This is a genomic window from Actinotignum timonense (genome assembly GCF_030216305.1).
In the GTDB taxonomy this organism is placed as follows: Bacteria; Actinomycetota; Actinomycetes; order Actinomycetales; family Actinomycetaceae; genus Actinotignum; species Actinotignum timonense_A.
Genome location: NZ_JASOKT010000004.1, coordinates 69,275 through 83,491, shown reverse-complemented (window position 1 = coordinate 83,491; position 14,217 = coordinate 69,275). Strand labels below are relative to the sequence as shown.

The window sequence follows — 14,217 nt, the reverse complement described above, 5'->3', positions numbered from 1 at the left end:
ACTTGCGTTGACACTCCTATGCCCTTGATCACCTCCGCAGCGCTTTTCGGCGTGATATCGCGGTTTTCGGTGAGGGTGACTGGATTGTCCTTCTGCCAGATTCGTCAGGGAAGGATCCACTTTGGCTGCTTCGCGCACATACTCGCTCGCTGCACATAACGGCAAGCCGGTTGTTGACCGCGTATCTTTCGCGAAAATCCATGAACCACTGCAAGTGCCGAATTTGCTCGGCCTCCAAACCGATAGTTTCGGTTGGCTGATCGGCTCGGATAAATGGGTCGCGGAAAACCCCGGCGTTCAGTCCGGGCTCGAAGAAATCTTCGAAGAAATTTCCCCGATCGAAAATGCCGCGCAAACCATGGGCCTGGTGCTCTCCGCCCCGCATCTCGAGGAACCGAAGTACTCCATCCTCGAATGCCGCGAACGTGACCTCACCTATTCGGCCCCCCTGTACGTCACCGCGGAATTCCAGAACTACGAAACGGGCGAAATCAAGTCGCAGACCACCTTCATTGGCGACTTCCCACTCATGACGGACCGCGGTACCTTCATCGTGAACGGTACCGAGCGTGTGGTGGTGTCCCAGCTGGTGCGTTCCCCGGGCGTGTACTTCGAGCGCACCGCGGATAAGACCTCCGATAAGGACATTTACAACACCAAGGTGATTCCCTCCCGCGGTGCCTGGCTGGAATTCGAAATCGATAAGCGCGATGCGGTGGGCGTGCGCGTGGACCGCAAGCGCAAGCAGTCCGTGACCGTCTTCCTCAAGGCCCTGGGCATGACGGAATCGGAAATTCGCGAAACCTTCTCCGAATTCCCCATCCTCATTGACACCCTGGAAAAGGACACCGTCCACAACCAGGAAGAAGCCCTGCAGGATCTCTACCGCAAGCTGCGCCCGGGCGAACCGCCCACGGCGGAAGCGGGCCGTACCCTGCTCAATAACTTCTACTTCAACCCCAAGCGGTACGACACCGCGAAGGTGGGGCGCTACAAGATCAACAAGAAGCTGGGCCTGCCGGAAGATAACACCGCCCGCCAGCTCACGCTCACGGATATCACCGCGGCGCTGCGCTACCTGCTCGCCCTCCACCAGGGCATGGATCGCATGGGGGAGGACGGCGAATTCCCGACCATCCTGTGCGCCGAAGGTGCCACCCCGGTGCGCGTGAGCACCGATGATATTGACAACTTCTCCAACCGGCGCGTGCGCGCGGTCGGTGAGCTCATCCAGAACCAGGTTCGCACCGGTTTGGCGCGCCTGGACCGGATGGTGCGCGAACGCATGACCACTCAGGAAGTGGAAGCGATTACGCCCTCCTCGCTCATCAATATCCGCCCGATTGTTGCCGCGATTAAGGAGTTCTTCGGAACGTCCCAGCTTTCGCAGTTCATGGATCAGAACAACCCGCTGGCGGGCCTGACCCACAAGCGCCGCCTCTCGGCCCTCGGTCCGGGCGGTCTGTCCCGTGATCGCGCGGGCATGGAAGTGCGCGACGTGCACCCCTCGCACTACGGGCGCATGTGCCCCATCGAAACTCCGGAAGGTCCGAACATCGGCTTGATCGGTTCGCTGGCCTCCTTCGCGCAGATTAATTCCTTCGGCTTCATCGAAACGCCCTACCGGCGCGTGGTCGATGGCCGGGTCACGAATGAGATCGATTACCTCCAGGCCGGCGACGAAGATAACCACAATATCGCCCAGGCCGAAGCGCCCATCGATGCGGACGGCCACTTCCTGGAAGAAGAAGCGCTCGTGCGCGTACCGGGCGGCGAACCGGCCCTCGTTCCGGTGGACGAAATCGATTACATGGACGTGTCCGCGCGCCAGATGGTTTCCATCGGTACCGGCATGATTCCTTTCCTCGAGCACGACGACGCCAACCGCGCCCTCATGGGTGCGAATATGCAGCGCCAGGCCGTGCCGCTCATCCGCCCGGTTTCCCCGTACGTGGGTACCGGCTGGGAGATGCGTTGCGCGGTTGACTCCGGTGACGTGACGGTGGCCGCGGCCCCCGGCGTGGTCACCGAAGTGGATGCCGACGCCGTGCACGTGGAGCAGGACGACGGCCGCCACGTTATCTACAAGATGTCCAAGTTCGAGCGTTCCAACCCCGGCAACTGCATTAACCAGCGTGTGGTTGTTTCCGCTGGGGACCGCCTGGAAGCGGGAACTCTTATTGCCGACGGCGCAGCTACCGAAGGTGGCGAACTCGCGCTGGGGCAGAACTTGCTCGTTGCCTTCATGTCCTGGAATGGCTACAACTACGAGGACGCCATCATCCTCTCCGAGCGCTGCGTGCGCGATGACCTCCTCACTTCGATCCATATCGAGGAACACGAGGTCGATGCGCGTGATACCAAGCTCGGCCCGGAGGAAATCACCCGCGATATCCCCAACGTGTCCGAGGAAATGCTCTCGCATCTCGATGATCACGGGATTATTCGCATCGGCGCGGAAGTGCGCGCCGGCGATATCATCGTGGGCAAGATTACCCCCAAGGGTGAAACAGAACTCACCAGCGAAGAGCGCCTGCTGCGCGCCATCTTCGGGGAAAAGGCCAAGGAAGTGCGCGATACCTCGCTGCGCGTCCCGCACGGCGAATCCGGCATCGTCATCGATATCCGCCAGTTCGATAAGGAAAATAACGACGAACTGCCCTCGGATGTTAATGAGACCGTTCGCGTGTACATCGCCCAGCGCCGCAAGATCACGGTGGGCGATAAGATGGCCGGCCGCCACGGAAATAAGGGTGTTATCTCCCGCATTCTTCCGGTGGAAGATATGCCCTTCATGGAAGACGGCACCCCGGTTGATATCATCCTCAACCCGCTGGGCGTTCCCGGCCGTATGAACCTCGGTCAGGTGTACGAACTGCACCTGGGCTGGGTCGCTTCCCGCGGTTGGGATGCCAGCGCCGCCCGGGAAGCGGGCGAAGAATGGGCCCTGCGCCTGCCCGAAAATACCGTCAAGGCCGCTCCGGGTACCCGGGTTGCCACCCCGGTATTCGACGGCCTCCAGGCCGATGAGCTGGACGGACTGCTCCAGTCCACCCTCCCGGATGCGGAAGGCCACACCCTGGTCAATCGCTTCGGCAAGGCTCGGCTCTTCGACGGGCGCACCGGCGATCCCTTCCCGGATCCGGTCTCGGTTGGCTACATGTACATGCTCAAGCTGCACCACCTCGTGGATGATAAGATCCACGCCCGGTCCACCGGTCCGTACTCGATGGTGACCCAGCAGCCCCTGGGCGGTAAGGCACAATTCGGCGGCCAGCGCTTCGGCGAAATGGAAGTGTGGGCCCTGGAAGCTTACGGTGCCGCGCACACCCTGCAGGAAATGCTCACGATCAAGTCCGACGACACCGTAGGCCGTGTCAAGGTGTACGAAGCCATCGTTAAGGGCGATAACGTCCCCGAAGCTGGTATTCCGGAATCCTTCAAGGTTCTTATGCAGGAAATGCGGTCGCTGTGCCTGAATGTGGCAGCTCTCGATGCATCCGGTCAGGTCATTGACCTCCAGGATGCGGAAGAAGATCGCATGCGCGCTGCGGCCGGCCCTGAGGAGCCCGTGCTGCAGACCGGTCTGGAGGATCTGTCCACCGGAGCCGACTTCTAAACTCTCAAATCTTCTTAGTGGCGCACAACATCGGAAGTAGGAATCTTGCTCGACGTTAATCGTTTTGACCAGCTCCACATTGGTCTGGCAACCTCGGATGATATCCGTGCCTGGTCGCACGGTGAGGTGAAGAAGCCGGAAACTATCAACTACCGCACCCTCAAGCCGGAAAAGGACGGCCTGTTCGGCGAACAGATCTTCGGGCCTACCCGCGATTGGGAATGTGCCTGCGGTAAGTACAAGCGGCCGCGGTTCAAGGGCATCGTCTGCGAACGCTGCGGCGTGGAAGTCACCCGCTCGAAGGTGCGGCGCGAACGGATGGGCCATATTGAGCTCGCCGCTCCCGTCACCCATATTTGGTACTTCAAGGGCGTGCCCTCGCGCCTGGGCTACCTCCTGGACGTAGCCCCCAAGGACCTCGAAAAGGTCATCTACTTCGCCGCCTATATGGTGACCGAAGTTGATGAAGAGGCCCGCCGCGCGGATATGCCCACCCTCCAGTCCGAATACGAACTGGAGCGCCGCGCCCTGGAAAAGAACCGGGATGTTGCCCTCGAAAACCGCCAGAAAGAGCAAGAAAAGGAGCTCGCGCAGGCGGAAAAAGATGGCGCCACCGATTCCCAGAAGCAGAAGATCAAGCGCGCGACCGATAACGACCTCGCCAAGATCCGCAAGAATACAGAGCGTGAACTCGAGCGCCTGGAAACCATGTGGGATCGCTTCACCAAGCTCAAGGTGGGGGATCTGGAAGGCGATGAAGACCTCTACCGCGAAATGGACGCGCACTACGGCGACTACTTCAAGGCCGCCCGCGGTGCGGAAGCGATCCAGGCCCGGCTGCGTTCCTTCGATCTGCAGGCCGAACATGACCGCCTCGTGGAGGTCATCGAATCGGGTACCGCCCAGCGCAAGGCTCGCGCCCTCAAGCGCATCAAGGTGGTCAACGCCTTCCTGCACTCGGATACCAAGCCCGAATCGATGGTGCTTGATGCCCTCCCGGTGATCCCGCCGGACCTGCGCCCCATGGTGCAGCTGGACGGTGGCCGCTTCGCGACCTCCGATCTCAACGACCTCTACCGCCGCGTGATCAACCGGAATAACCGCCTCAAGCGCATGCTGGACCTGGGCGCCCCGGAAATCATGGTCAATAACGAAAAGCGCATGCTCCAGGAATCCGTGGACGCGCTCTTCGATAACGGCCGGCGCGGGCGCCCGGTGCAGGGCGCGGGCAACCGCCCCCTCAAGTCGCTCTCCGATATGCTCAAGGGCAAGCAGGGCCGCTTCCGCCAGAACCTGCTGGGTAAGCGCGTGGACTACTCGGGCCGCTCCGTGATCGTGGTGGGCCCGACCATGAAACTGCACCAGTGCGGGCTGCCGCGTGTGATGGCCCTCGAACTGTTCAAGCCCTTCGTGCAAAAGCGCCTGGTGGACCTGGAAATCGCCAAGAATATCAAGGCGTCCAAGCGTTTCATCGACCGCCAGCGCCCCGAAGTGTGGGACGTTCTCGAAGAGGTTATGCGCGAGCACCCGGTGCTCCTCAACCGCGCACCTACCCTGCACCGCCTGGGCATTCAGGCCTTCGAGCCGCTCATGATTGAAGGCAAGGCGATCCGTCTGCACCCGCTGGTGTGCTCCGCCTTCAACGCGGACTTCGACGGCGACCAGATGGCCGTGCACCTCCCGCTTTCCGTGGAAGCCCAGGCCGAGGCGCGCATCCTCATGCTCTCCTCGAATAACATTCTCAAGCCCTCCGACGGGCGCCCCGTGACCATGCCTTCGCAGGACATGGTGATCGGGCTGTTCTACCTGACATCTCAGGTCGACGGCGCCACCGGGGAAGGCCGCTACTTCACCTCCATTGATGAAGCGCAGATGGCCTATGACATGGGCAGTCTTGACCTCAATGCGAAGGTGAAGATTCGTTTCGAAGCGGACGTTGTTCCCCCGCGCGGCTGGAAGGCCCCGGAGAACTTCGAAGAAGGCGACCGGCTGCTGCTGGAAACCACCCTGGGCCGGGCGATCTTTAATGATTCGCTCCCGGTGGACTTCCCCTACGTCAATGAGACTGTCGATAAGAAGGTACTCGGCGGGATCGTCAATCGGCTAGCCGAACGCTACGAGAAGGTCTACGTAGCCGCCTCGCTGGACGCCCTGAAATCAGCTGGTTTCTACTGGGCCGGGCGCAGCGGCGCCACCATTGCGGTATCGGACGTCGTCGTACCCGAATCGAAGCCGGAAATTTTGGCGGAAGCCGAAAAGAAGGCCGCGGTTATCGAAAACCAGTTCCTCACCGGCCGTATCGAGGACGAGGATCGCCGCCGCGACCTCGTGGACCTCTGGTCGGAAGTGACGGATGCGATTGCCGTGGAGATGCGCGAAAACTTCACCGCGGATAACACCGTCAATCGCATGGTGTCCTCCGGGGCGCGCGGTAACTGGGAACAGGTCCGCCAGATCGCGGGTATGCGCGGCCTGGTGGCCGACCCGAAAGGCGCGATTATTCCCCGCCCGATTACCTCGAATTACCGCGAGGGCCTCTCGGTTCTGGAATACTTCGTGGCAACCCACGGTGCCCGCAAGGGCCTGGCGGATACCGCGCTCCGTACCGCCGACTCTGGGTACCTCACCCGCCGTCTCGTGGACGTGGCCCAGGATGTTATCGTGCGCGAATCCGATTGCGGAACCAGCCGCGGCCTGACCAAGACCATCGCGGAAAAGGGCGCCGACGGCACCCTCATTCCCGATCCGCAGCTGGATACCTCCGTGTACGCTCGCACTCTTGCCAAGGATGTTGTATCCGAGGATGGCGAGGTGCTGGCGGCTGCCGGAACCGATCTGGGCGATGCGATTATTGAGCATCTCATTGAGAATGGCGTGACTCAGGTTTCGGTGCGTTCCGTGCTGACCTGCCAGTCGCGCACCGGTACCTGCGCCAAGTGCTACGGGCGCTCCATGGCCACCGGCAAGCTCGTGGATATCGGCGAAGCGGTGGGTATCGTGGCCGCCCAGTCCATTGGTGAACCGGGTACCCAGCTGACGATGCGTACCTTCCACACCGGTGGTTCGGCCTCCGCGGACGACATCACCCAGGGTCTTCCCCGTGTGCAGGAACTCTTCGAAGCCCGTACCCCGAAGGGCGAGGCCCCGATCGCGGAAGCGGCCGGCATCCTCCAGATCGAGGACGGGGAGCGCGTACGTCGCCTCATTATTCAGCGCGACGACGCCGAAGAGGACCTTGTCTACCAGGTCTCCAAGCGAGCCAAGCTCTTCGTTCCCGAAGGTGGCCACGTCAACGTTGGTCAGCAGCTCGTGGAAGGTAGCGTGGACCCCAAGAAGGTGCTGCGTATTTCCGGGCGCCGGGTGGCCCAGGAACATATCGTTTCCGAAGTGCAGGCGGTGTACCGCTCCCAGGGCGTGGAAATCCACGACAAGCACATCGAGGTCATCGTGCGCCAGATGCTGCGCCGTATTACCGTGCTGGAAGCCGGAACCACGAAGCTGCTCCCGGGCGAACTCGTGGATGTGGCGCGCTTTGAAGATGAGAACCGCGCGGCGATGGCCGAAGGTGGCAAGCCCGCCTCCGGGCGCCCCGAGCTCATGGGTATTACCAAGGCCTCCCTGGCCACGGATTCCTGGCTCTCGGCGGCCTCCTTCCAGGAGACCACCCGCGTTCTCACCGAGGCCGCGCTCAATTCCAAGTCCGATCCGCTCGAGGGCCTGAAGGAAAACGTTATCCTCGGTAAGCTCATCCCGGCCGGTACCGGCCTGGAGACGATGCGCTCGGCCAAGATCGAACCGACTGCCGAAGCTCGGGTGGAGTTCGAAAAGAACAACGGCTTCGCCGCCACCGATTTCGATATGTTCGATGACACCTTCCCGTATACCGACTTCCAAGAGTTCGATCTCGGAGCCGGCTACGGAACGTTCTCCTAAATAAGTTCCCCGGTAGCGGGGGAGTTCCCAGCGGGGCGGCCACGGTGTGGCCGCCCCGCTGCGGCGTCGTCGTAAAAAGAAGTGCCGGGGCGGGCCCGTAGCCCGTGTGTTTCCTAACACCTCAGCCCGCGAAGCTTTGACGGCTCCTCGCATTAACCGCTATTCTTGTTTAGGTTGCCTGTTTGCGGGTCTGTTGTGGCGGCCCTCGGCCGTCCCGTAATGAGCGGTGTGCGTTCGGGCAGATTTGGCAAACGTTATAATATTCATCTGTCTATCAGGAGAAGTAGTGCCTACAATTCAGCAGCTGGTCCGCGAGGGCCGCGCGAAGAAGAAGCGCGCTCCTAAGCGCCCGGCGCTTAAGGGGAGCCCCCAGCGTCGTGGGGTGTGCACCCGCGTGTTCACCACCACCCCCAAGAAACCGAACTCTGCGCTCCGTAAGGTTGCCCGTGTTCGCCTGTCCTCTGGTATCGAAGTGACGGCGTACATCCCCGGTGAAGGTCACAACCTGCAGGAACACTCCATCGTCCTCGTTCGCGGCGGTGGCGTGAAGGACCTCCCCGGTGTGCGGTACAAGATCGTCCGCGGCGCCCTTGACACCCAGGGCGTGAAGAGCCGCAATCAGGCTCGTTCCCGTTACGGCGCCAAGAAGGAGAAGAAGTAATGCCTCGTAAGGGTCCGGTTAAGAAGCGTCCGCTGGTTAGCGATCCGGTTTACAATTCCCAGCTGGTGACCCAGCTGGTCAACCGCGTCCTCGTGGATGGCAAGAAGTCCCTGGCGCAGTCCATCGTCTACGGTGCGATGGAAGGCGTGGCGGAAAAGTCCGGGCAGGATGCCCTGGCGGTTCTCAAGCGCGCTATGGATAACATCCGTCCGCAGCTGGAAGTGCGTTCCCGCCGTGTTGGTGGCGCCACCTACCAGGTGCCGGTGGAAGTCAAGGCTGGCCGTTCCACGGCCCTCGGCCTGCGCTGGCTGGTGGAATTCGCGCGCCAGCGCCGCGAAAACACCATGACGGAACGTCTCCTCAACGAAATCCTCGATGCCTCCAACGGCCTTGGTGGTGCTGTGAAGCGCCGCGAGGATACCCACCGCATGGCGGAAGCCAATAAGGCCTTCGCCCACTACCGCTGGTAATCACCAGGGTTATCTGACCCGCGATATAGAAGAGAGCGAAAAGTGGCACAAGAAGTGCTTACGGACCTTTCCAAGGTTCGCAATATCGGCATCATGGCGCACATCGATGCCGGCAAAACAACGACCACCGAACGCATCCTGCTCTACACCGGCATCAACCACAAGCTGGGTGAAACCCATGACGGCGCCTCGACGACCGACTGGATGGAACAGGAAAAGGAACGCGGCATTACGATTACGTCTGCCGCTGTGACCGCGTTCTGGAAGGGTACGCAGTTCAATATCATCGACACCCCTGGCCACGTTGATTTCACCGTGGAAGTGGAGCGGTCCCTGCGCGTGCTGGACGGCGCCATCGCGGTGTTCGACGGTAAGGAAGGCGTGGAGCCGCAGTCGGAAACCGTGTGGCGCCAGGCTGATAAGTACCATGTGCCGCGTATTTGCCTCATCAACAAGATGGATAAGTTGGGGGCCAACTTCGACTTCTCCGTCCAGACCATTCGGGATCGCCTCGGCGCGCACCCGACGGTCATCACCTTCCCGATCGGTGCGGAGAATGACTTCTCCGGCGTGGTGGATGTTCTCAAGATGAAGGCGATCCGCTTCCCCGAAAAGGACGCCCAGGGTAATGACACCTGGGGCGCCGTGGTGGTGGAAGAGGATATCCCCGCGGAACTGCAGGCCAAGGCCGAAGAACTGCGCATGGCCGCCATGGAAGATGCCGCCGAAGCCTCCGATGAACTCATGGAGAAGTACCTTGAGGACGGCGAGCTGAGCACCGAGGATATGATCAAGGGTCTGCGTATCCGCACCATCGCCTCGGAAATCTACCCCGTGTACGCCGGTTCGGCCTACAAGAACAAGGGTATTCAGCCCGCGCTGGACGGCGTGGTGAACTTCCTGCCCGCCCCGATTGACGTTCCCGCTATCAAGGGCTTCAAGCCGGGCCACGAAGAAGACGGTGAAACCGAAGAACGCCACCCGAGCGAGAACGAACCGTTCTCCGCGCTGGCCTTCAAGATTGCGGTGCACCCCTTCTACGGCAAGCTCACCTACATCCGCGTGTACTCCGGTAAGGTTTCGGCCGGAACCCAGGTGCTCAACTCAGTCAAGGGCCGCAAGGAGCGCGTGGGCAAGATGTTCCAGATGCACTCCAATAAGGAAAACCCTGTTGAAGAAGCGCATGCCGGGCATATTTACGCGTTCATTGGGCTGAAGGACACCACCACCGGTGATACCCTCTGCGCCCAGGACGCCCCGATTATTCTTGAGTCCATGTCCTTCCCGGAGCCCGTGATTCACGTGGCAATTGAGCCGAAGTCGAAGGGTGACCAAGAAAAGCTTTCCGTGGCTATTCAGAAGCTCGCGGAAGAGGATCCGACCTTCACGGTTCGTCAGGATGAGGAAACCGGCCAGACCGTTATCGGCGGTATGGGCGAACTCCACCTCGACATCCTCGTCGACCGTATGAAGCGTGAGTTCAAGGTTGATGCGAACGTCGGTGCTCCGATGGTTGCCTACCGCGAGACGATCCGCAAGAAGGTCGATAGCGTCGAATACACCCATAAGAAGCAGACGGGTGGTTCGGGCCAGTTCGCGCGTGTCATCGTCACGTTTGAGCCGCTTGACTCCAACGAAGACGGCGATACTTACGAATTTGTCAACGCCGTGACCGGTGGTCGCGTTCCGCGTGAATACATCCCGTCTGTTGATCAGGGTATCCAGGAAGCCATGCAGAATGGTGTCCTCGCCGGGTTCCCGGTGGTGGGCGTCAAGGCCACCCTGGAAGACGGCGCTTATCACGACGTCGACTCCTCGGAGCTGGCGTTCAAGATCGCGGGTAACCAGGTGTTCAAGGAAGGTGCACGCCGCGCCAACCCGGTGCTCCTGGAGCCCATCATGGACGTGGAAGTCCGCACCCCGGAAGAGTACATGGGCGACGTTATCGGCGACCTGAACTCCCGGCGCGGTATGATCAAGTCCATGGAGGATGCGACGGGCGTCAAGATCGTGCGCGCCAACGTGCCGCTGAGCGAAATGTTCGGCTACGTTGGTGACCTGCGGTCGAAGACCCAGGGGCGCGCGGTGTATTCCATGCAGATGGATTCCTACGCCGAGGTCCCGAAGGCCGTTGCGGAACAGATCATCGCGGAATCTCGTGGTGAATAGTCGCCGGTTTCGTTTACAATAGGTAACTGTTCGGAACAGACCGGATTATGCGCGAGCATCATCCACATAGCTGTAAGTAATTTCTAGAGTCCCAGGAGGGCCCAGTGGCGAAGGCCAAGTACGATAAGTCCAAGCCGCATATGAACATTGGCACCATCGGTCACGTCGATCACGGAAAGACGACCACGACCGCTGCGATCACCAAGGTTCTGTCGGATAAGTACCCGGATCTGAACGAGTACACCCCGTTCGATCAGGTTGACAACGCTCCCGAAGAGCGCCAGCGCGGTATTACCATCAACGTGTCCCACGTGGAATACCAGACCGAGAAGCGTCACTACGCACACGTTGACGCCCCCGGCCACGCGGACTACATCAAGAACATGATTACCGGTGCGGCCCAGATGGACGGCGCGATCCTCGTGGTTGCGGCGACCGACGGCCCGATGGCCCAGACCCGCGAGCACGTGCTGCTCGCCCGTCAGGTGGGCGTGCCCCAGATCATCGTTGCTCTTAACAAGTCCGATATGGTTGACGACGAAGAGCTGCTCGAACTGGTGGAAATGGAAGTTCGCGAACTTCTGTCCTCCCAGGATTACCCGGGCGATGACCTCCCGGTCGTGAAGATCTCCGCTCTCAAGGCGCTGGAAGGCGATCCCAAGTGGGTTGCTTCCATCGAAGAGCTCATGGACCAGGTGGACAACTACTTCGAGGATCCGGTGCGTGACACCGACAAGCCGTTCCTCATGCCGATTGAGGACGTCTTCACCATTACCGGCCGTGGCACCGTGGTCACCGGCCGTGTGGAGCGCGGTATCCTCAACCTCAACGAGGAAGTGGAAATTCTCGGTATCCGCGATACCCAGAAGACCACCGTCACCGGTATCGAAATGTTCCACAAGCAGATGGACTACGCCGAAGCTGGCGAAAACTGCGGTCTGCTGCTCCGCGGCACCAAGCGTGAAGATGTTGAGCGTGGCCAGGTTGTGGCCAAGCCCGGCACCATTACCCCGCACACCCAGTTCGAAGCTCAGGTCTACGTGCTGAAGAAGGAAGAAGGCGGCCGTCACAACCCGTTCTTCTCCAACTACCGCCCGCAGTTCTACTTCCGCACCACGGACGTCACCGGCGTCATCACGCTGCCCGAAGGCACCGAGATGGTTATGCCCGGCGACAACACCGAGATGTCGGTTGAGCTCATCCAGCCCATCGCCATGGAAGAAGGCCTCGGCTTCGCTATCCGCGAGGGCGGCCACACCGTTGGTTCAGGGCGTGTCACCAAGATCATCAAGTAACTTTGATGCATCTGGGCGCAGCTACCCGGTCACCGGGTAACTGAGCAAAACGTCCGCCGCGAGGCGGGAAGGGACCCTAGCACTGCGCTAGGGTCCCTTTGCTATGCGTGGGTGTTAGGGGCGCTGTGCGGTGCGCCGTTACGCTTGATGCTTGCGTGCCGCCGTATATTTGCACGACGACGCAGAACTTGGCAGAGTGGCGCTATAGCTCTTGAGGATGTGTATAAGAAAATCGGGTTTCCCGGTGATGTGGCGGGCAGCGTTACCCCGGCAGCAGGAAACGCAGCCCCGGCAGCGGTGCTCTGGGATATGGACGGAACCCTGGTGGATTCCGAAGAGGAATGGGCCCGGGTATCTGGAAATGTGGTGCGTTCCCACGGTGGAATCTGGACCGATGAGGATGTGTTGGCTATCCGCGGTGCGGATACGATTGCGCACGGGCGGCGCATGATGGCCGCGGTACGCCGCGGCGGGGGAGAAGTGGATCCCTGGAAAATGTTTGCCGAGGTGCTAAGGGCCATGGCCGATCATATGGCCGATGCGGAACTCATCGACGGGGCGGCTGAGCTCCTCGATGCTTTCTCCGCGGCCGGCATTCCGCAGGCATTGGTCACGGCCACCCCGGGCCGCCCGGTGGAAATATTCCTGGCCGGGCCGGGTAGCCGGCTGGAGGCGGCGGTTACCGGGGACGATGACGTCCCCGGTAAACCGAATCCCGCCCCGTACCTCCTGGGTGCGCAGCGCCTCGGCGTCCTTATTGATAGCTGCCTTGCTTTCGAGGATTCTGGGCCGGGGCTGGCCGCGGCCCGGAGTGCCGGCGCTTTCACCGTGGATGTGGGGGAGTTCCCCCTGGCTGAACTCGCGGCGCTACTTTAGCTTGTAGCCATATTGCGGTCCGCGGTTCTGCGGGGCCGCGGCCTTGCACTCGCGCGCCGTCGAGCTCTAGCGCGCCGCCGCGCAGCCCACCCGCTAGAAGGACGTGATAACCACGCGGCCAATCCCGGCGTGATGATTCACCATTGCCTTGTAGGTCGCGTCGATATCATCGAGGGCAATCTCCGTGGCAACAAGGTCATCCAGGTGGAGGCGCCCCTGCTGGTAGAACTCCACGTACTGGGGAATATCCGTCTTAATATCGGTATTCCCCATGTATACCGCGTGGATATGGCGCCGGTGCACGAAGAATTCATTGAGCGGATTAATGGTCCACTCCATCTCCGGCTTGAAGACCCCGGCTACGTACACGTCTCCACCCTGGCGGGTGGCGGCGATAGCCGTCTCCATCGTAGGCACGATGCCGAGCGCCTCAAAGGACTTATCCACCCCGCGCCCCTCGGTCGCGGCGAAGATCTGCTCGATAACATCCCGGTCGCCCGCGTTCACGAAGTGGGTCATCCCGAATTTCTTTCCAAATTCTTCCTTCTCCGGGTTGGTATCCACCCCGATAATCCGGCTGGCCCCGGCAATGCGGGCGCCGTTGACGATGCTCAGGCCCACCCCGCCCAAGCCCACCACCGCCACGGTGTCACCCGGGCGCACCTGCGCGGTATTGAGAGCCGCGCCCGCGCCGGTAATGACCGCGCAGCCGATCACGCAGGCCTGCGGGAAAGGCATGTCCGGATTGATCTTCGCGACCTGGTGTTCGTGCACGAGCGCCTGCTCCGCGAAGCCGGCAATACCGTAGGTCTGGAAAATCGGTTCGCCGTTCCGGCTCAGCCGCGGGGCTTCATCCGGGCCGCGCAGTGTTTCCTCCGGGAATTCGCATTCGTACATGCGCGATTCACGGCAGGCCCGGCAGTGCCCGCAATACTGGATGAGGGAGGCAACCACGTGGTCACCCACCTTGATTTCCTTCACGTCCGGGCCGACGGCAGTAACCACGCCGGCGGCTTCGTGCCCGAGCACCTGCGGGAAGGGGAATCCGAAATTGGTGGTGGAGAGCGTAAGATCCGAGCGGCACAGGCCGGAAGCCTTGACGTCGAAAAGTACCTCGCGCCCGATGGGTTCGGCAATCTCGATATCTTCGGTGGTGAACCCACCGCCCACAGAATTAACTACTGCTGCTTTCAT

At 61.1% G+C, this 14,217-nt stretch carries 8 protein-coding genes; 7 read left to right on the top strand and 1 reads right to left on the bottom strand.

Features of this window, described 5'->3' with window-relative positions:
- Positions 1 to 121: 121 nt before the first annotated feature.
- From rpoB to QP305_RS03865, 7 genes are all read left to right on the top strand, one after another.
- Positions 122 to 3,619 carry a DNA-directed RNA polymerase subunit beta gene (gene rpoB / locus QP305_RS03895; RefSeq protein ID WP_284904083.1) on the top strand — a complete coding sequence of 1,166 codons (3,498 nt, stop codon included), beginning with the start codon at positions 122 to 124 and terminating at the stop codon, positions 3,617 to 3,619.
- 45 nt (positions 3,620 to 3,664) lie between these two features.
- A complete protein-coding gene (locus tag QP305_RS03890) occupies positions 3,665 to 7,552 on the top strand; it encodes a DNA-directed RNA polymerase subunit beta' (RefSeq protein ID WP_284904082.1) in 3,888 nt (1,295 codons plus the stop codon).
- A gap of 286 nt (positions 7,553 to 7,838) precedes the next feature.
- The gene (gene rpsL, locus QP305_RS03885) at positions 7,839 to 8,213 is read left to right on the top strand and encodes a 30S ribosomal protein S12 (protein WP_016443111.1); all 375 of its coding nucleotides are present in this window, start codon (positions 7,839 to 7,841) and stop codon (positions 8,211 to 8,213) included.
- On the top strand, positions 8,213 to 8,683 hold the full coding sequence (rpsG, locus tag QP305_RS03880) for a 30S ribosomal protein S7 (protein ID WP_016443110.1): 471 nt from the start codon (positions 8,213 to 8,215) through the stop codon (positions 8,681 to 8,683). The genes rpsL and rpsG overlap by 1 nt, the downstream gene beginning before the upstream one ends.
- A 42-nt stretch (positions 8,684 to 8,725) precedes the next feature.
- Positions 8,726 to 10,852, top strand: coding sequence for an elongation factor G (gene fusA / locus QP305_RS03875; protein ID WP_026428289.1), 2,127 nt, complete (start codon positions 8,726 to 8,728; stop codon positions 10,850 to 10,852).
- 104 nt (positions 10,853 to 10,956) lie between these two features.
- On the top strand, positions 10,957 to 12,147 hold the full coding sequence (gene tuf / locus QP305_RS03870) for an elongation factor Tu (protein ID WP_026428288.1): 1,191 nt from the start codon (positions 10,957 to 10,959) through the stop codon (positions 12,145 to 12,147).
- A gap of 219 nt (positions 12,148 to 12,366) precedes the next feature.
- Complete coding sequence (locus tag QP305_RS03865) at positions 12,367 to 13,023, top strand: HAD family hydrolase (protein ID WP_284904081.1); 657 nt, start codon at positions 12,367 to 12,369, stop codon at positions 13,021 to 13,023.
- 93 nt (positions 13,024 to 13,116) lie between these two features.
- On the opposite strand, the gene QP305_RS03860 is transcribed toward QP305_RS03865, so the two are convergent.
- The gene (locus QP305_RS03860) at positions 13,117 to 14,217 is read right to left on the bottom strand and encodes a zinc-binding dehydrogenase (protein ID WP_284904080.1); all 1,101 of its coding nucleotides are present in this window, start codon (positions 14,215 to 14,217) and stop codon (positions 13,117 to 13,119) included.

Coding starts and splice junctions, on each gene's coding strand:
- rpsG (WP_016443110.1), top strand. CDS start 8,213: ATGCCTCGTAAGGGTCCGGTTAAGAAGCGTCCGCTGGTTAGCGATCCG.
- QP305_RS03860 (WP_284904080.1), bottom strand. CDS start 14,217: ATGAAAGCAGCAGTAGTTAATTCTGTGGGCGGTGGGTTCACCACCGAA.